Origin of the sequence: Streptomyces sp. LaPpAH-108 (assembly GCF_000373625.1) — a bacterium.
In the GTDB taxonomy this organism is placed as follows: domain Bacteria; phylum Actinomycetota; class Actinomycetes; order Streptomycetales; family Streptomycetaceae; genus Streptomyces.
Map to the genome: position 1 here is coordinate 323,643 of NZ_KB891999.1, position 17,551 is coordinate 341,193.

The 17,551-nt window shown below is 71.8% G+C and carries 19 protein-coding genes and 1 tRNA gene; 9 read left to right on the plus strand and 11 right to left on the minus strand.

Annotation, left to right across the window (positions count from 1 at the left end; genetic code table 11):
* The first annotated feature begins 20 nt into the window (after positions 1-20).
* Complete coding sequence (locus B079_RS0130335) at positions 21-581, plus strand: hypothetical protein (RefSeq protein WP_018549621.1); 561 nt, start codon at positions 21-23, stop codon at positions 579-581.
* A gap of 194 nt (positions 582-775) precedes the next feature.
* Here B079_RS0130335 and B079_RS0130340 read toward each other — a convergent pair whose 3' ends face one another.
* Positions 776-1,822 carry an amidohydrolase family protein gene (locus tag B079_RS0130340; RefSeq protein ID WP_018549622.1) on the minus strand — a complete coding sequence of 349 codons (1,047 nt, stop codon included), beginning with the start codon at positions 1,820-1,822 and terminating at the stop codon, positions 776-778.
* A 151-nt stretch (positions 1,823-1,973) separates the two neighbouring features.
* A complete protein-coding gene (locus B079_RS0130345) occupies positions 1,974-2,606 on the minus strand; it encodes a TetR/AcrR family transcriptional regulator (RefSeq protein ID WP_018549623.1) in 633 nt (210 codons plus the stop codon).
* 129 nt (positions 2,607-2,735) lie between these two features.
* Between B079_RS0130345 and B079_RS0130350 the strand changes: the two genes are divergently transcribed.
* Genes B079_RS0130350 through dmpG form a run of 6 tightly spaced genes read left to right on the plus strand, consistent with a single transcriptional unit; the run spans position 2,736 to position 9,089 of the window.
* Complete coding sequence (locus B079_RS0130350; protein WP_037802272.1) at positions 2,736-4,343, plus strand: bifunctional 3-(3-hydroxy-phenyl)propionate/3-hydroxycinnamic acid hydroxylase; 1,608 nt, start codon at positions 2,736-2,738, stop codon at positions 4,341-4,343.
* Between the two features lie 13 nt (positions 4,344-4,356).
* Entirely contained in the window at positions 4,357-5,232 is an 876-nt protein-coding gene (locus B079_RS0130355; protein ID WP_037802275.1) for an alpha/beta fold hydrolase, read from the plus strand.
* Entirely contained in the window at positions 5,229-6,284 is a 1,056-nt protein-coding gene (locus tag B079_RS0130360) for a VOC family protein (RefSeq protein WP_018549626.1), read from the plus strand. The genes B079_RS0130355 and B079_RS0130360 overlap by 4 nt, the downstream gene beginning before the upstream one ends.
* Positions 6,281-7,102, plus strand: a complete 822-nt coding sequence (gene mhpD, locus B079_RS0130365; RefSeq protein ID WP_018549627.1) for a 2-keto-4-pentenoate hydratase — start codon at positions 6,281-6,283, stop codon at positions 7,100-7,102. The genes B079_RS0130360 and mhpD overlap by 4 nt, the downstream gene beginning before the upstream one ends.
* Positions 7,099-8,046 (plus strand): acetaldehyde dehydrogenase (acetylating), encoded by a 948-nt coding sequence (locus B079_RS0130370; protein WP_018549628.1) that lies wholly within the window; start codon positions 7,099-7,101, stop codon positions 8,044-8,046. Before mhpD ends, B079_RS0130370 begins: the two co-directional genes overlap by 4 nt.
* Positions 8,043-9,089, plus strand: coding sequence for a 4-hydroxy-2-oxovalerate aldolase (gene dmpG / locus B079_RS33110; protein WP_018549629.1), 1,047 nt, complete (start codon positions 8,043-8,045; stop codon positions 9,087-9,089). Before B079_RS0130370 ends, dmpG begins: the two co-directional genes overlap by 4 nt.
* 192 nt (positions 9,090-9,281) lie before the next feature.
* Here the strand turns inward: dmpG and B079_RS0130380 are convergent.
* Positions 9,282-9,355: transfer RNA gene (locus B079_RS0130380), tRNA-Pro, on the minus strand.
* Positions 9,356-9,479: 124 nt separating this feature from the next.
* On the opposite strand from B079_RS0130380, the gene B079_RS0130385 reads away from it, so the two are divergent.
* Entirely contained in the window at positions 9,480-10,223 is a 744-nt protein-coding gene (locus B079_RS0130385; protein WP_018549630.1) for a transketolase, read from the plus strand.
* Between the two features lie 51 nt (positions 10,224-10,274).
* The gene (locus B079_RS0130390) at positions 10,275-11,189 is read left to right on the plus strand and encodes a transketolase family protein (protein WP_018549631.1); all 915 of its coding nucleotides are present in this window, start codon (positions 10,275-10,277) and stop codon (positions 11,187-11,189) included.
* Between the two features lie 49 nt (positions 11,190-11,238).
* Here B079_RS0130390 and B079_RS0130395 read toward each other — a convergent pair whose 3' ends face one another.
* The 8 genes from B079_RS0130395 to B079_RS0130430 all read right to left on the minus strand — a co-directional run bounded on the left by B079_RS0130395 (position 11,239) and on the right by B079_RS0130430 (position 17,427).
* Positions 11,239-11,598, minus strand: a complete 360-nt coding sequence (locus B079_RS0130395; protein WP_018549632.1) for an MmcQ/YjbR family DNA-binding protein — start codon at positions 11,596-11,598, stop codon at positions 11,239-11,241.
* Positions 11,599-11,676: 78 nt separating this feature from the next.
* On the minus strand, positions 11,677-12,594 hold the full coding sequence (locus B079_RS0130400; protein ID WP_018549633.1) for a LysR family transcriptional regulator: 918 nt from the start codon (positions 12,592-12,594) through the stop codon (positions 11,677-11,679).
* Positions 12,595-12,772: 178 nt separating this feature from the next.
* Positions 12,773-13,972 carry a glycine C-acetyltransferase gene (locus B079_RS0130405; RefSeq protein ID WP_018549634.1) on the minus strand — a complete coding sequence of 400 codons (1,200 nt, stop codon included), beginning with the start codon at positions 13,970-13,972 and terminating at the stop codon, positions 12,773-12,775.
* Positions 13,973-14,037: 65 nt separating this feature from the next.
* Positions 14,038-15,066: an L-threonine 3-dehydrogenase gene (gene tdh, locus B079_RS0130410; protein WP_018549635.1), complete on the minus strand. Its 1,029-nt coding sequence runs from the start codon at positions 15,064-15,066 to the stop codon at positions 14,038-14,040.
* 309 nt (positions 15,067-15,375) lie between these two features.
* Positions 15,376-15,951 carry a GAF domain-containing protein gene (locus tag B079_RS0130415; RefSeq protein WP_018549636.1) on the minus strand — a complete coding sequence of 192 codons (576 nt, stop codon included), beginning with the start codon at positions 15,949-15,951 and terminating at the stop codon, positions 15,376-15,378.
* A 90-nt stretch (positions 15,952-16,041) separates the two neighbouring features.
* Complete coding sequence (locus B079_RS0130420; RefSeq protein WP_018549637.1) at positions 16,042-16,641, minus strand: GTP-binding protein; 600 nt, start codon at positions 16,639-16,641, stop codon at positions 16,042-16,044.
* Positions 16,619-16,990, minus strand: a complete 372-nt coding sequence (locus B079_RS0130425) for a DUF742 domain-containing protein (protein WP_018549638.1) — start codon at positions 16,988-16,990, stop codon at positions 16,619-16,621. Before B079_RS0130425 ends, B079_RS0130420 begins: the two co-directional genes overlap by 23 nt.
* A gap of 2 nt (positions 16,991-16,992) precedes the next feature.
* The gene (locus tag B079_RS0130430) at positions 16,993-17,427 is read right to left on the minus strand and encodes a roadblock/LC7 domain-containing protein (RefSeq protein WP_018549639.1); all 435 of its coding nucleotides are present in this window, start codon (positions 17,425-17,427) and stop codon (positions 16,993-16,995) included.
* Between the last annotated feature and the right edge of the window lie 124 nt (positions 17,428-17,551).

The following is a 17,551-nucleotide window of genomic DNA, read 5'->3' on the forward strand; positions in this document are numbered from 1 at the left end:
TTTTTCGGAAAGGGATCACCATGAGCACCCTCACCGCGCCGACCGGTATCACCGGGACGGCCTCCGCCCTGCGACGGCTGTACTTCGTCCGGTTCGCGTTCGCCATCGTCTGGGCCCTCGTGATGTTCCCGATGGCGGCCCGGCTCGGCCCGGTCGCGAGCGTGCTGCTCGTGCTGTATCCGCTGTTCGACGTGGGAGCGGCCGTCGTCGACGCGCGCTCGTCGCGCACCACGGGATCCCCTGTCCTGCTCTACGTGAACATGGCGATCAGCCTGGTCGCGGCCCTCGGCGTGGCCCTCGCCTGTACGTCCGGCATTCCGGCGGTGCTGCGTGTGTGGGGCGCCTGGGCGATCGCGGCCGGGGCGGTCCAGCTGATCGTGGCCGTCCCCCGCCGCTCGCTGGGCGGCCAGTGGCCGATGATCCTCAGCGGCGGCATCTCGGTCCTGGCCGGTGCGTCGTTCATCGCGTCGGCCGGGGCGAGCGAGCCCACGCTCACCAGCGCGATCGGCTACGCCGTCCCGGGCGGCATCTTCTTCCTCGTCTCGGCCCTGCGCCTGGGCCGCACCGCCAAGGGGAACTGACCCCGCCGCTCGACGGTGGGCGCTCCCGGGAACCCCCGGTTCCCCCGCTGGTCCCCAAGAACGACTCAGGGCCGGTCTCGGACCTCTCCGAAACCGGCCCTGTGTGGTTCACAGCTTCACGGAAACCTTGCCAGGGCCGAGGAGCGCGCCGTGGTGACCGGTCCGGTCTGTCACGCGGCGGTGTCGTCATCTTTTCAGTCGGTGCCGGGCTGGACGAGCTTGAACGCCAGGCGTGCCGCCTTGCGTTGGGCAGCCTGCCGCAGGCGTGTCGAGGCCGCCTCGGGGGCCGGCGGGCGCGCGCCGGACGCGAGCCGGGGGAAGAGCAGTCCGGCGTTGAGGTGGTTGACGGCTTCCAGCGTGGTGGCGTCGACGCCGGTGTCGAGGCCGTTGGCGAAGTACTGTCCGGCCGGGGCGGGCGCGAAGGGCCAGTCGCTGCCGAAGAGGACGTGTCCCTCCCGTGCGAAGGCGAGCAGGGTGGGGAGGGCGGCGGGGCTGGAGGACAGGGCGGTGTCGAAGTAGAAGGAGCGGAAGTCGTCCAGGACATCCAGCGGGCTGCGTCCGGTGTCGCTGGCGATGGTGAGGGCCATGCGGTGGGAGGCGTAGGGGACGAACCCTCCGGCGTGGCCGAGGATGAACCGGATGTCCGGGTAACGGCGGACGACACCGTTGCGTACGAGGAGGTAGGCGGCGCGGGTGGTGTCGAGGAGGAAGTCGGCCGCGAAGGGCGGAATGCCGTCGACCGGCGGAGCGGGCAGCTCGGCGGGGTGGACGAAGGCGACGGCGCGGCGATCGTTCAGCACCTGCCAGAGCGGCTCCTGTCCTTCGGTGCCGAGGTAGGTGCCGTGGTTGTTGGCCAGCAACGTCACCCCGTCGGCCCCGAGTTCGTCCAGCGCGCGTGCGGCCTCGGCGGCGGAGGACTTGACGTCGGGCAGGGGCAGCGTCGCGAACTGCCCGAAGCGGCCAGGGTGTTCGGCGACGAGGGAGGCCGTGTGGTCGTTGAGCCGCCGGGCGAACCCGGTGGCTTCCTCAGGGTCCGTGAGGAAGCCGACTCCGGGTGTCGAGACCGACAGCACTGCCGTGGCGATACCCATCAGGTCCATGAACTCCAGGGCCGACTCCGCGCTCCAGTCGGGCAGGGCACGCCCGCCCGCTTCGCCGATGCCCGATGCGGCGAGCGCGTCGCGGTAGAAGGCGGGTACGAGGTGCTGGTGAACGTCGATGCGGTGGGTCGAGTGAGCCATGACGCGGCCTTCCGTGCGGGAGCGGGGGTGCGACGCTGGACGTCTGGGGGTGCGGTGCCGGACAGGGGCGCGTGTCGGGGCAGGACTGCGCGTCCGGGCAGCAGTCCGGTGCCGATGCGGCCGGCCTAGGCGGCGGTCTCGTCGGCGCCGGTCACTCACCACTCCTCGCGGCCAGCCGCGTCGCCGCCTCGAACACCAGACGTGCGTGCAGCTCGAACAGGGCCACCAGGTCGACCGCGTCCCCGTCGATCTCCCGCTGCACGAACAGCCCGTCAGCACCCGCGACGGCATAGGTCGTCACGGTGGAGACGGCGTTCTCGTCGAGCGTGGGGAAGAGTTTCGAGACCGTCTCGGCGATCTTGGCGCGGGCGACCTCGCGGACCTGGAGGAAGACGGTCCGGCCCCGAGGCTCCTCGGGGCGTCGCTCCAGGGCGAGCATGAGGCCCAGGCGCAGGAAGTCGGGGGCGTCCACGAGGGACTTGGCGACCTTGGCCGCCATGGCGACCACCTGCTCCAGCGGTGTGCCCAGGTCCTCGTCCGGCAGGGCGACCTCCGCGAGCCAGGTGTCGAAGCTGCGCTCGATGACGGCGGCGATCAGGTCGTCCTTGTCGGCGAAGTGCCAGTAGATGGAGCTGGCGGGCAGGCCGCACTTGGCACTGACCGCGGCGATCGAGGTGCCCTGGTAACCCCGCTCCCCGGCGATCTCCACGGTCGCGTCGAGGATGCGCTGCCGTGACTCCACGCCGTTCGCGCGCTTCTTCCGTGCCGTCTGCGCCTTTGTCATCTGCCCGGCCCTCCCGTGTGGCGTGTCCCAGCCCTTGACCGTATCGCTGAGCCATGCCTACCGTAGCACTCGTTCCAATTGGAGTGGGCGCTACATTAAGAGTGCCGTGATCGGCAGTGAGGTGGCCTGGTGAGCGAGATCAGGGCCGGGAGAGCAGCCCCGGACGGGTCCTACGACGTGGCGGTGATCGGCTACGGGCCCACCGGAGTGACCGCCGCCAACCTCCTGGGGGCGGCGGGACTGAAGGTGCTCGTGCTGGAGCGCGACGGCGAGATCTACTCCCGTGCCCGGGCGATCTCCACCGACGAGGAGGTCGTCCGCATCTGGCAGCGCGCCGGTCTCGCCGAGCGGCTCAAGCAGGACATGCTGACGGAGCGGCCCGTGGACTTCGTGGACGCGTCCGGCCGGTCCTTCATCAGCGCGCGCCCCACGTCGCGCGGCCACGGGCATCCCCCGCAGATGTTCATCTACCAGCCCGCCCTGGAGCAGGTCCTGCGGGACGGGGTGCGGCGTTACCCCAACGTCGAGATCCTGCTGCGGCACGAGTGTCTGCGCGTGCGTCAGGACGCCGACGGGGTGGAACTCACCGTCGCCGGGACGGCCGACGACACCGTCCGCCGGCTCCGGGCCTCGTACGTCATCGCCGCCGACGGCGGGTCCAGCCTCACCAGGGCGCAGCTGAACATCGGCTATGAGGGCCGGACGTACGAGGACCGCTGGGTCGTCGTCGACACCAAGATGCTCAAACCCTGGCCGGACCACGACAAGCTGCGCTTCCACTGCGACCCCGTCCGTCCCGCCGTGGACTGCCCCACTCCCCTGGGCCACCACCGCTACGAGTTCCCACTGCTGCCCGGCGACGACGAGAAGCAGCTGACCACCGAGGAGGCCGTCTACCGGCTGGTCTCCCGGTACGGCATCGGCCGGGACAGCATCGAGGTGCTGCGGGCCACCGTCTACAGCCACCATGTCCGCTTCGCCACCCGCTTCCGCGTGGGCCGGATCTTCCTCGCGGGGGACGCCGCCCACGCCATGCCGCCGTGGATCGGCCAGGGCATGGCCGCAGGCGTACGCGACGTGGCGAACCTGAGCTGGAAGCTGGACGCGGTCCTGCGCGGCGAACTGCCCGAGAGCGTCCTCGACAGCTACGAGGCCGAGCGCAAGCCGCACGTCAAAGAGGTCACCAAACGGGCGGTCCTGGTCGGCCGTGTCATCACCGAACGCCGCCCGCCCGTCACGCGCGTCCGCAACACCGTGCTGCGCGCCCTGGGCCGCTTCCCCGGCTTCAGCGCCCGGATGCAGGACGCGAACTGGATCCCCGTCGCCCGGTACGACACCGGTCTCCAGGCACCTTCCCGCGCCAAGGCGACCGGTCACCAGGTCCCCCAGCCCTGGGTCACCGACGCCGACGGCGAACGGGTCCGCCTCGACGACGCCCTCGGCGGCCGGTGGCTCGTGCTGCACGCTCGTACGGCCGCGCCCGCGCCCGCCTGGGACATCCCCGGCGTCCCCGCGCTGACGGTCACCCCGGCCGGTTCCGAACCGGCGGCGGACACGCTCGTCGACTGCGACGACGTCCTGCTGCCGTGGATGGCCAGGCACGGAGCGGCCACGCTCGCCCTGCGCCCCGACGCCTATGTCTACGCGTCGGCCCCCGCGGGCCTCCCGCTCCCGCCCCCGCCGCCCGGCTTCGCTCCCTCCCTCGTCCGCCGCCCGACCGCGGCCACCACCCAGTGAGGACACCGGCACCATGACAACGACACCGACTTCCCCGCCGACGATGCGGGAGACGACGTACGACGTCGGCGGACGGAAGATCTTCGCCGCCGAGACCGGCGAGGGTCCGGCGGTCCTGCTGCTGCACGGCGGCGGCCCCGGCGCCTCGGGCGTCTCCAACTACGCTCGCAACATCGCCGAGTTGGCCAAGGAGTACCGGGTCGTCGTGCCCGACCTCCCCGGCTACGGACGCAGCACCAAGGGCGTAGACGCCGCCGACCCCTTCGGCGACCTGGCGACCGGTATCCGCGGTCTCCTGGACGAACTCGGCCTGGAGAAGGCGCACTTGGTGGGCAACTCCTACGGTGGCGCCTGCGCCCTGCGGCTGGCCCTGGACACCCCCGACCGCGTCGGCCGGATGGTGCTGATGGGGCCCGGCGGTGTCGGCACCACCCGGGCCCTGCCCACGCCGGGTCTCAACAGCCTGCTGAACTACTACGGCGGCGAGGGGCCTTCGCGGCTGAAGCTGGAGAAGTTCATCCGTAACTACCTGGTCTTCAACGCGGCGGACGTTCCCGACTCCGCCATCGAGGAGCGTTACCGGGCCAGCATCGACCCCGAGGTGATCGCCGCCCCGCCCCTGCGGCGGCCCTCCGGGCCGGGCGCCGTACGCACCCTGATGAAGATGGACTTCACCCGCGACCGGCGGCTCTCCCGGCTGCCGGTGCCCACCCTGGTGTTGTGGGGTGCGCGGGACAAGGTCAACCGGCCCTCCGGCGCCCGGATGCTGGCCGAGCGCATGCCCAACTGCGATCTCTACATGGTCGCGAACACCGGGCACTGGGTCCAGTTCGAGCGGGCGCAACTGTTCAACCGGCTCTGCGCCGACTTCCTGGCAGGCCGCCGATGAGCACCCAACCGCTCGCCACCGCCTCGGTCTTCGGTGCCGTCCACCTCGGCTACATCGTCATCGAGACCGACCGCTTCGCCGACTGGCGCCGCTTCGGCACCGATGCCATCGGCATGCATCACGACGCCCTCTCCCCCGACTTGATGCGCTTCCGCCTGGACGACCAGGAGTGCCGTTTCCTGCTGCGGCGCGGTCCCGCCGAGGACGTCGTCACGACCGGCTGGCACATCGACGACCACACCGCCTTCGAGCGGATCGAGGCACGGGTACGGGCCCACGGTGTCCCGCTCATCACGGGCACCGACGAGGAGGCCGAACTGCGCGGCGTGGAACGGCTGTTGCGCTTCCCCGGCCCCAAGGGCATCACCCAGGAGATCTACACGACACCCCGCACCTCCGCCGCACCCCTGCGCATGCTGGCCTCGGGCTTCGTCACCGGTGACTCCGGCATGGGCCACGTGGCGCTCACCTCGACCCAACCCGCGCGGATCCGGGGCTACTTCAACACCGTCTTCGACGCCCGCCTCACGGACCTCATCGAGGAGACGATCAGCGGCGTCAAGCTCAAGATCCGCTTCCTGCGCGTCAACGAACGGCACCACTCCATCGCCGTGGCCGCGACCGCCCGCCTTCCGCTCGACCCGGTCCGCACCCGGGTCCAGCACCTCAACATCCAGGCCGCGACCCTGGACGATGTCGCGCAGAGCTACCAGCGCGTGCACGAACTCGGCTTCGACATGGCCCTGTCGGTGGGGCAGCACACCAACGACCGCGAACTGTCGTACTACGCGCGCACCCCCTCGGGCTTCGAGTGGGAGGTCGGCTGGAACCCCCTGGTCGTCGACGAGAGCACCTGGGAACCCACCACACACCAGGGGATCAGCGTCTGGGGCCATCTCCCCGTCGGCCGGACCATCGTGGACAAGCTCGCCCAGTTCCGGGCCGGAGCCCGCTCCCTCACGCGCTCCGAGGGCACCGTTCCGGCGCTGAGCGGCGCCGGGACCGCCGACATCCGCGTGTCCGCTCCGCAGCGTCGCCGGGGGCGGGCGTGACCGCCCGGGAGCCCGGCGACGCCGTCGTCAAGGCGGCAGCCGTCCTTGAGGAAGCCACCCGCAGCGGGGTGCCGTGTGCCCCCGTGCGCTCGCTGCTGCCCGAGGCCGACATCGAAGCCGCCTACGCGGTACAGCGCCTGCACGTCGAGCGTGCCGTCGCCGAAGGGCGCCGTCCGGTGGGTCGCAAGATCGGTCTCACCTCGCCCGCGGTCCAGCATCAACTCGGCGTCGACCAGCCCGACTTCGGCGCGCTGTTCGCCGACATGGCCGTCCCCGAGGGGCAGCCGATCGCCCCGGGACGGCTGCTCCAGCCCAAGGTCGAGGCCGAGGTCGCCCTGGTGCTGGGCGCGGACCTGCCGTACCGCGATCCCACCGTCGCCGACCTGTTGCGGGCGACGGCCTTCGCGCTGCCCGCCCTGGAGATCGTCGACAGCCGCATCGCGGACTGGGACATCACCCTCGTGGACACGGTGGCCGACAACGCCTCCTGCGGACTGTTCGTCCTCGGCGGCACCCCCGTACCCCTGGACCGGGTCGACCTGCGCGCGGTCACGATGCACCTGACCAGGAACGGCGCGTCCGCTTCCTCGGGGACCGGCGCCGACTGTCTGGGCAGCCCGCTCACCGCCGCCCTCTGGCTCGCCGCCACCCTCGCGCGGCTGGGCGATCCGCTGAAGGCGGGCGACATCCTGCTGACCGGTGCGCTCGGGCCCATGGTCGTCGCAGGCGAGGGCGACGCATTCACCGCACACATCGAGGGACTCGGCACGGTCACGGCCGCGTTCGCCTCCGCCGTCTCGGAAGGAGCCGGAGCATGAGCACCAAGGTCGCCGTCATCGGGTCGGGCAACATCGGCACCGACCTGATGATCAAGATCCTGCGCCTGTCGGAGTCGCTGGAGATCGCCGCGATGGCCGGTATCGACCCGGACTCCGACGGCCTGGCCCGCGCCCGCCGCCTGAAGGTCGCCACCACCCACGAAGGGGTGGACGGTCTCATCGAGCTGGACGAGTTCGCGGACGTGGAGATCGTCTTCGACGCCACCTCGGCCGGAGCGCACCGCCGCCACGACGAGATCCTGCGCTCCCTTGGGCGCACGGTCGTGGACCTGACGCCCGCCGCGCTGGGACCGTACGTCGTTCCGCCGGTCAACGGCGACGCACACCTCGACGCGCCCAACGTCAACATGGTCACCTGCGGCGGCCAGGCCACCATCCCGGTCGTGGCGGCCGTGAACGCCGTCACGCCCGTGCACTACGGGGAGATCGTCGCCTCGATCTCCTCCCGGTCGGCGGGCCCCGGCACCCGGGCCAACATCGACGAGTTCACCGAGACCACCTCGGCGGCCGTCGAGCAGGTCGGCGGGGCGGCGCGCGGCAAGGCGATCATCATCCTGAACCCCGCGGAGCCCCCGCTGATCATGCGGGACACCGTGCACTGCCTGGTCGGCGACTGCGACGACAGCGCCGTGACCGCCTCGGTGGAGGAGATGGTGGCCCGCGTCCAGGCGTACGTGCCGGGCTATCGTCTGAAGCAGAAGGTGCAGTTCGACCGCGTTTCTGCGGACGACCCCCTGCGCGGCCTGCTGCCGGGTGGATCGCGCGGTGCGGAGGCGGCTCAGGTGTCCGTCTTCCTCGAAGTCGAAGGCGCCGCCCACTACTTGCCCGCCTACGCAGGCAACCTCGACATCATGACCTCGGCCGCCCTGCGCACCGCCGAGCGCATGGCCGCCCACCGCGCCACGGAGGTGGCAGCCCGATGACCTCCCTGTACGTCCAGGACGTCACCCTCAGGGACGGCATGCACGCCGTCCGCCACCGCTACACCCTGGAGCAGGCCCGCACCATCGCCGCCGCCCTCGACGCGGCCGGGGTCGCGGCCGTCGAGATCGCCCACGGGGACGGCCTGTCCGGCTCCGGCATCACCTACGGCGTCGGGGCCCACACCGACTGGGAGTGGATCGAGGCGGTCGTGGACGCGGTGTCGTATGCCATACCCACCACGCTGCTGCTGCCGGGCATCGGGACCGTGCGCGACCTGAAGCAGGCGCACTCCCTCGGCATCCGCTCGGTCCGCGTGGCCACCCACTGCACCGAGGCCGACATCTCCGCCCAGCACATCGACGCCGCCCGCGACCTGGGCATGGACGTCGCGGGCTTCCTGATGATGTCCCACATGGCCGAACCGGCGGAACTGGCCCGCCAGGCGAAGCTGATGGAGTCCTACGGCGCCCAGTGCGTGTACGTCACCGATTCCGGCGGTCGGCTCACCATGGACGGAGTGCGCGACCGGGTCCGCGCCTACCGCGAGGTACTGAGCCCGGACACCGCCCTCGGCATCCACGCCCACCACAACCTCGGTCTGGGAGTGGCCAATTCGGTGGTCGCCGTCGAGAACGGTGTCACCCGTGTCGACGCCTCACTGGCGGGCCAGGGCGCGGGCGCGGGCAACTGCCCTCTCGAAGCCTTCGTCGCGGTCGCCGACCTGATGGACTGGCAGCACGGCTGCGACCTGTTCCCGCTGATGGACGCGGCCGACGACCTCGTCCGCCCCTTGCAGGACCGCGAGGTCCGCGTCGACCGCGAAACGCTCACCCTCGGCTACGCCGGTGTCTACTCCAGCTTCCTGCGCCACGCCGAGACGGCGGCCCGCCGCTACGGCGTCGACACCCGCGACATCCTCGTCGAGGTGGGCCGACGCGGGTTGGTGGGCGGCCAGGAGGACATGATCACGGACATCGCTCTCGACCTCGCCCAGGCCAGCCCGCCGGTGCTGTGCCTGTGGGGAAGTGGCCCAGATCGGTGACGCCCAGGCGCGGCGCCGGGTTCGCCACGTTTACGCCTCCAAGGTGAACGCCTGCGGGCAGTCGTGAGCCGCCGCCGCATACGGGAGGAACCACTTGGCGTCGCAAGATCCCGAGCAGTCTCGCCTCACCGGACGACGCAGGGCCGGTCTCGGATTTCTCCGAAACCGGCCCTGAACTGCGACTCTCACGAGTCGGGACGACAGGATTTGAACCTGCGACCCCTTGACCCCCAGTCAAGTGCGCTACCAAGCTGCGCCACGTCCCGATGCCGTTTGACCTGGGGTTTCCCCGGTCGCAACGTGCAGGGAAACAATACCGCACTCGGGTCGGTGGTCGCGCATCCGTCAACGGTTGACCTCAAGTCCGGTCGAGGTTGCACGATCGACGGTATGACGATCACCGCGCACGACCACCGTCCCGACCGGCTCCCCGACACCGCCCCCGGCGAGACCCCCGGCACCTATGCCGACCTGGGCAGATTGATGGGGCTCATGACCGGCGACGAGAAGCACGGCCCGGCCGCCACCTCCACGCTGGACGTGCTGTGGGTGCTCTACGACCGGGTGCTGCGGGTCACGCCCGAGCGACAGGACGACCCGGGGCGGGACCGGTTCCTGCTGAGCAAGGGGCACGGGCCGATGGCGTACTACGCCGTCCTCGCCGCGAAGGGCTTCGTCCCCGTGGAGTGGCTGCCCGGGTTCGGCGGCTACGACTCGCCGCTCGGGCACCACCCCGACCGGGTGCTGGTGCCGGGCGCCGAGATCGGCAGCGGATCGCTCGGGCACGGGCTGCCGATCGCCGTCGGGAGCGCGCTCGGGCTGCGCGCCCAGGGGCTGCACGACCCGGCCGTATGGGTGCTGATCGGGGACGCCGAGCTGGACGAGGGCAGCAACCACGAGGCCATCGCCTTCGCCGGGCCCGCCGGGCTCGACCGGCTGCACACGGTCGTCGTGGACAACTCCTCCGCCCGTCACGCGCGGCCCGGTGGGATCGCCGCCCGCTTCGAGGCGGCGGGCTGGTCCGCCGTGACCGTGGACGGGCGGGACCACGAGGCCCTGTACGCCGCCTTCACCGCCCCGCACCCCGGCTGCCCCCATGTGGTCGTGGCCCGTGTCGAGCCGAAGAACGCCTGATCTCCCACCCACCCTCTCCCCCTCGCGCACCTCAGTGAAAGGCCCCTCCTCATGGAAACCATGCGTGACCGGTTCGCCCCCGTCGCCTCCCGGCTGCTGGAGGAGAACCCCCGTGTCGCGGTCGTGCTCGCCGAGATCGGCAGGGACGGCTTCAGCGAGGCCGAGCGCGCGCACCCGGACCGGGTGATCAACGTCGGCATCCGCGAACAGCTGCTGATCGGCGCCGCCGCCGGGCTCGCGCTCACCGGACTCCGGCCGATCGTGCACACCTTCGCCAGCTTCCTCGTGGAGCGGCCCTTCGAGCAGGTCAAGCTGGACCTGGGCCACCAGAACGCCGGAGCGGTGCTGGTCAGCGCGGCGGCCTCCTTCGACTGGCCGGCCGGGGGCGTGACCCACATGGCGCCCGGCGACATCGCCCTCCTCGACACCCTGGACGGCTGGACCCTGCACGTGCCCGGCCACCCCGACGAGGCGGAGACCCTGCTGCGGCACGCGGTCGCCGCCGGGGACGACAAGGTGTACGTCCGCCTCTCCCTCCAGGCCAACCGCGACGCACTTCCCGTCGACGGCGAGCACTTCCTCACGGTGCGCGAGGGGCGTGCCGGGGTCGTGATCGCGGTCGGTCCGATGCTGGACGCCGTCCTCGCGGCGACGGAGGGGCTGGACGTGACCGTGCTCTACGCCACGACCGTGCGGCCCTTCGACGCCGCGTCGCTGCGGCGGGCGACCGAGGACGGGGCGGCCCGCCCGAACGTGGTCCTCGTCGAGCCGTACCTCGCCGGGACCTCGACAGGGGCCGTCGGCGAGGCACTGGCGGACGTGCCGCACCGGGTGCTCGGTCTCGGCGTGGCCCGCCGGGAGCTGCGGCGGTACGGCACGATCGAGGAGCATGTGGCCGCGCACGGGCTGGACGCGGGGAGCCTGCGGGAGCGGATCGGGGCGTTCCTGGCGCCCGCTCGGGTGTGAGCGGAGGCTGTTCGAGCGGAGCGGCGCGGCCGGGTGCGGTGCGCGGGGGTCAGCCCGCCTCGGGCGCCCCCAGCTCCGGGTGGGCCTCCAGCAGCCGGGGCGGGGCCGCCTGGCGCCAGGAGTCGGTGAGGATGGCGCGCAGCTCCGCCTCGTCGTCCAGCGCGGCTATCCGGGCGCGGACCCAGGCGAACTGGGCCTCGTGACCGGCGATCCAGAACTTCTCCGGCTCGGCCAGGACCAGCTCGTCGCGCTCCTCCTTGGGGCAGCGCACGGCCAGCGAGGTCTCCTCCTCGGGCAGCGTGGCGAACATCTTCCCGGCCACCCGGAACGTGGGCATGCTCCAGGCGATCTTCTCCGTCACCTCCGGCAGGGACAGGGCGATCCGGCGTACGTCGTCTGCGTCCGTCATGCCACGCACGGTAACTCCTGCCACTGACAGTCATCCGGCGAGCGGTCCGGGGCGCTGGTCAGGGTCGGGATCGTCGTGTCACGCGGCCGAGTCGGCGGCACGGGCCGCGCAGCCCAGCGCGTCCAGTACCGGGCGGATCAGCGGATGGTCCTCGGCGCCGCGTCGTACGGCAGCGAAGACGCGGCGGGTGGGGGCCACGCCGTCCACGGGGCGGACGACCACGCCCGAGAGGTCCATGCCGCGCAGCGCCGAGCGGGGTACGAGGGCCACGCCCGCGTCCGCCGAGGCCAGGGCGACGACGGCGCGGAAGTCGTCGGAGGAGTGTTCCAGACGGGGCTGGAAACCGGCGCTCTCGCAGGCGAGGACGACCACGTCGTGGCAGGGGTTGCCGGGGTACGGGCCGATCCACGGGTCCTTGGCCAGGTCGGCGAGGGGGATGACAGCGGCGTCCGCGAGGCGGTGAGTGACGGGGACGACCGCGTCGAACGGCTCGGCGTACAGCGGGACATGGGTGAGCCGCAGGTCGTCGGCGGGCGGGGCGCCCCGGTACTCGACCGTCACCGCCACGTCCACCCGCCGGTCCAGGAGCATCCGCAGGCTCTCGTCGCCCTCGGCGTCCTGGACCCGGATGCCGATGCCGGGCGCGGAGCGGGCGAGCCGGGTCACGGCGGGGGCCACCACCCCGGCGATGCCGGTCGCGAACGCGGCCAGGGTGACGGTGCCGGCCTCCCCCTTGCCGTAGGCGGCCAGCTCCGCCTCGGCCCGCTCCAGCTGGGCGAGGACCAGGTTGGTGTGGCCGAGCAGGATCTCCCCGGCCTGGGTGAGCCGTACGCCCTTCGCGCCCCGTTCGACCAGCCGGTGGCCGGTCTCCTGCTCCAGCGCGGTGAGCTGCTGGGAGACGGCGGAGGGAGTGAGGTACAGCGCGGCGGCGGCTGCCGTGACCGTCCGGTGGTCGGCGACCGCACGGAGGATGTGGAGCCGCCGAGCCTCGATCATGGGGCCCATTATCGCAAGGGGCCGCATGTTTTCGGCCGCGCCCGGGAGGCGGCCCACATGTCCCGGACCGACATCCCCGCACGGCACACCATGTGCGGTTGAGACAGGTGGCCGCCCCACTGTGTGCGGGGCGGCCACCTGTCTCGTTCAGGCCCTCTTCGGGCCGTCAGCCGTCGGATCAGCCCTTCAGCGCGGCGCGGGCCGCGACGAAGGCGTCCACCGCGCGGTCGACGTCCTCCGTGGAGTGCGCGGCCGAGAGCTGGACGCGGATGCGGGCCTGGCCCTGCGGGACGACCGGGTAGGAGAAGCCGATCACGTAGACGCCGCGCTCCAGGAGCAGCTCGGCCATGCGGCCCGCCTCGGACGCGTCGCCGATCATGACGGGCGCGATGGCGTGGTCGCCGGGGAGGATGTCGAAGCCCTCCTCGGTCATCCGGCGTCGGAACAGGGCGGTGTTCTCGGCCAGGCGGACGCGCAGGTCGTCGGCGGACTCCAGCAGGTCGAGGACCTTCAGGGAGGCGGCGGCGATGACCGGGGCGAGGGTGTTGGAGAACAGGTACGGGCGCGAGCGCTGGCGCAGCAGGGCGACGATCTCGGCGCGGGCGGCGACATAGCCGCCGGAGGCGCCGCCGAGGGCCTTGCCGAGGGTGCCGGTGATGATGTCGACGCGGTCCATGACGCCGTGCAGCTCGGGGGTGCCGCGACCGGTGGGGCCGACGAAGCCGACGGCGTGCGAGTCGTCCACCATGACCATGGCGTCGTAGCGGTCGGCGAGGTCGCAGATCTCGGCGAGCGGGGCCACGTAGCCGTCCATGGAGAAGACGCCGTCGGTGACGATGAGCTTGCGCCGCGCGCCGCCCGCCGTCGCCTCCTTGAGCTGGGTCTCCAGGTCCGCGAGGTCGCGGTTGGCGTAGCGGAAGCGGCGGGCCTTGGACAGGCGGATGCCGTCGATGATGGAGGCGTGGTTGAGGGCGTCGGAGATCACCGCGTCCTCGGCGCCGAGCAGGGTCTCGAAGACACCGCCGTTGGCGTCGAAGCAGGAGGAGTAGAGGATCGTGTCCTCCTGGCCGAGGAACGCCGACAGGCGGGCCTCCAGCTCCTTGTGGACCTCCTGGGTGCCGCAGATGAAGCGGACGGAGGCCATGCCGTAGCCCCAGCGGTCCAGCGCCTCGTGGGCGGCGGCGACCACGTCGGGGTGGTCGGCGAGGCCGAGGTAGTTGTTGGCGCAGAAGTTGAGGACCTCGCCGGGGCGGCCACCGGCGGTGACGGCGACGGTCGCGGACTGCGGGGTGCCGATGACGCGCTCGGGCTTGTGCAGTCCGGCGGCGCGGATCTCGTCGAGCGTGGCGCGCAGGTCGTCGCGGACGGAGTCGAACATGGGGTGGGCTCCTCTGAAAGGTGCTGACGGAGTGGGGGTTTTCGCCATACCCGCCGGGGGCGGGGTTACGCGGTCCAGTCGAGGATGACCTTGCCGCCGGTGCCGCTGGCCGCGTCCGCGAAGGCCGCGTCGAAGTCGCGGTAGTCGTACCGGCCGGTGATCACGGGCCTGAGGTCGAGGCCGCCTTCGAGGAGCACCGACATCGCGTACCAGGTCTCGAACATCTCCCGGCCGTAGATGCCCTTGATGGTGATCATCGAGGTGACGATCCGGGCCCAGTCCACCGGGAACTCCTGCGCGGGCAGGCCGAGCATGGCGATCCGGCCGCCGTTGGTCATGTTGGCGACCATGTCCTGCAGGGCCTCGGCGCGGCCGGACATCTCCAGGCCGATGTCGAAGCCCTCGCGCAGGCCCAGCTCGCGCTGTCCGTCGGCGATGGTGGAGTGCGAGACGTTGAGGGCGAGACTCGCGCCGATCTTGCGGGCCAGCGCCAGGCGCTCCTCGCTCACATCGGTGACGACGACGTTGCGCGCCCCCGCATGCCGGGCCACCGCGGCGGCCATCAGACCGATCGGGCCCGCGCCGGTGATGAGCACGTCCTCGCCGACCAGCGGGAAGGAGAGCGCCGTGTGCACGGCGTTGCCGAACGGGTCGAAGATGGCGGCCACATCGAGATCGACCGGAACACGGTGCACCCACACATTGGTGGCGGGCAGCACCACATATTCGGCGAACGCACCGTCGCGGCCCACACCCAGTCCGATGGTGGCCCGGCACAGGTGACGGCGCCCGGCCAGGCAGTTGCGGCACTTGCCGCACACCAGATGGCCCTCGCCGCTGACCCGGTCGCCGACGCGGATCTCGGTGACATCGCGGCCCAACTCCACGACTTGGCCGACGAACTCGTGGCCGAGCACGAGCGGGGTGCGCACGGCCTGCTGCGCCCAGCCGTCCCAGTTCCGGATGTGCAGGTCGGTGCCGCAGATGCCGGTCCGCATGACCTTGATCAGTACGTCACCGGGCCCCACGGTGGGCTCGGGCACGTCCGTGAGCCAGAGCCCGGGCTCCGCCTTGTCCTTGACCAGCGCCTTCAACGCTACGGCTCCTGAGGGTGAGGCCCGGCACGCGGGCACACCGAAAGGGGCCGCACCGGGTCAGAGAGGTGGAATCACCCTGCAATCTGCCGTATGCGCGGGCCCGGGTCCATCGAGCTTTTCTTAACCGGCGCCTCAGCTCCGCTTCACGCCTTGCGGCGCCTGGGGTCCGGGGGCGGACGAGGGATTTCTATGACCGGTTCGGGCGCGACTCGTTCGGAGCAGCGATGGTCTGGTCGGTCCGGTGTGCTGTCGGTCCGTGTGCTGCCGGTCCGGGCGTGCCGCAGTGCCGGGAGGCGTGCGGTGGGTTCAGAGGGGCAGGCCGTCGGCGGCCGACCGTTCGATGCGGCCGGTGAGTTCGACGGCGAGGGCCTTGATGGTGTCCAGGCCCGACTGTCCCCACGAGCGCGGGGATGTGTCGGCCGCGCACACGGTGCCCAGCACCATGCCGGAGCTGTCGATGAGAGGGGCGCCGAGGTAGGAGCGGATGCCGAGGTCGTCCACGACGGGGTTCCCGGCGAAGCGCGGATAGTCGCGGACGTCCTCCAGCACGAGCGCCTTGCGGCGGACCACCACATGGGGGCAGAAGCCGTGTTCGCGGGGCAGCACCCGGCCGATCTCCGGCCTGCTGCCGTCCTCGCGGACGAGGGGGGCCACGGCGGGACTGCTCAGCCCGGCGAAGAACTGCCGGTCCTCGCCGATGAAGTTGACCATGGCGTACGGCGCGCCGGTGAGCAGGGCGAGATGGTCGGCGTAGACGTCGAGCGCGGGTTCGGGGCGTTCCCCGAGTCCCATGCGGCGCAGCTTGGCCGTGCGGGCGGGCGCCTCCTTGTCCTCCGGGGTGAGCAGCAGGCCACGGACACGGCGGGCCGGCTCGTACATCATGACCGGGCTCCGTGACGGTGGGCGTACCTCATGGGGCGACTCCAGGGCTGTATGCGGTGGTCACATGGGGGCGGGACACATGTGCGGCGGTCACATGTGGGCGCTGTGGCGTGGCGCGGGTTCGGGGGTGTGGGCGATGAGGTGGCGTACGAGGGTGAGCAGGGTCTGTACGCCGGAGCTGGAGATACGGGCGTCGCAGGGCACCACCGGTGTGCCGGGGCCGAGGTCGAGGGCGGCGCGCACCTCGTCGGGGTCGTAGCGGAAGGCGCCGTCGAACTCGTTGACGGCGACGATGAAGCCCAGGCCGCGTTCCTCGAAGAAGTCCACGGCGGCGAAGCACTCCTCCAGGCGGCGGGTGTCGGCGAGGATGACCGCGCCGAGGGCGCCCTCGCACAGCTCGTCCCACATGAACCAGAACCGCTCCTGCCCGGGCGTGCCGAACAGGTACAGCACGTGCTGCGGGTCGAGGGTGATCCGGCCGAAGTCCATGGCGACGGTGGTCTCGACCTTGTTCTCGACGCCGTCGAGGTTGTCGGTGGCCGCGCCGACCGTGGTCAGCAGCTCCTCCGTGCTGAGCGGCGCGATCTCGCTGACCGCTCCCACGAAGGTGGTCTTGCCGACCCCGAACCCGCCCGCCACCAGGATCTTGAGCGCGGTGGGGAACGGGTCAGAGCTGTCGTCGTAGTCCATCGAGCACTGCCTCCAGCAGAGACCGGTCAGTGGGGTTGTGGTGGAAGGCGGGGGGCTTGGTGGTGAGCGCCCCGCAGTCGACGAGGTCCGAGAGCAGCACCTTGGTCACGGCGGCGGGGAGTCTGAGATGCGCGGCGACCTCGGCCACCGTGAGGGGCCCGCGGCACAGGTCGATCGCCTGGGCGTGCTCGGGGCCGAGGTAGCCGAGCGGGCTGACTCCGGTGGCCATGACCTGGGAGATGAGGTCCAGGGCGATGGTCGGTTCGGTGCGGCCGTTGCTGACGGTGAACGGCCGCACCAGTCGCCCGGCCGCGTCGTCCAGCCAGGGCCCGTCGCCGGCCGTCGTCACGCTCAATGCCCCGGCGCCGGGGTGTCGGCGGCCTGCTGCCGGGGGGCGGTGACGAGGTACGGGCGGACGCTCTTGACCAGCATCGCCATCTCGTACCCGAGCACCGCGGCGTCGGCCTCGCGCCCCGCGAGCACGGCGAGACAGGTGCCGGACCCGGCGGTGGTGACGAACAGCAGGGTCGAGTCGAGTTCCACGACGACCTGGCGCACGTCGCCGCCGTCGCCGAACCGGACGCCCGCGCTGCGGCCCAGCGAGTACAGGCCGGAGGCGAGGGCGGCCATGTGGTCCGCGCTGTCGGGGTCGAGTCCGTGCACGGATTTCACCAGCCCGTCGCAGGACAGGAGCACGGCGCTGCCGGTGTGGGGAACGCGCTGCACGAGGCCGCTCAGCAGCCAGTCGAGGTCGGTTGCGTGGGCGGTCGGCGCATCGCTCGCCATGGTGGATCGACTCCTTGGGGTACGAAGGTCTGCGGGAGCGCGGAGGTCGCGGGTCGCGGTGGTCGCGGGGCTGGGGTGGGGCGGCGTCATGCGGACGGGGGGCTCGCCTCGTGGTGGTCGGGGG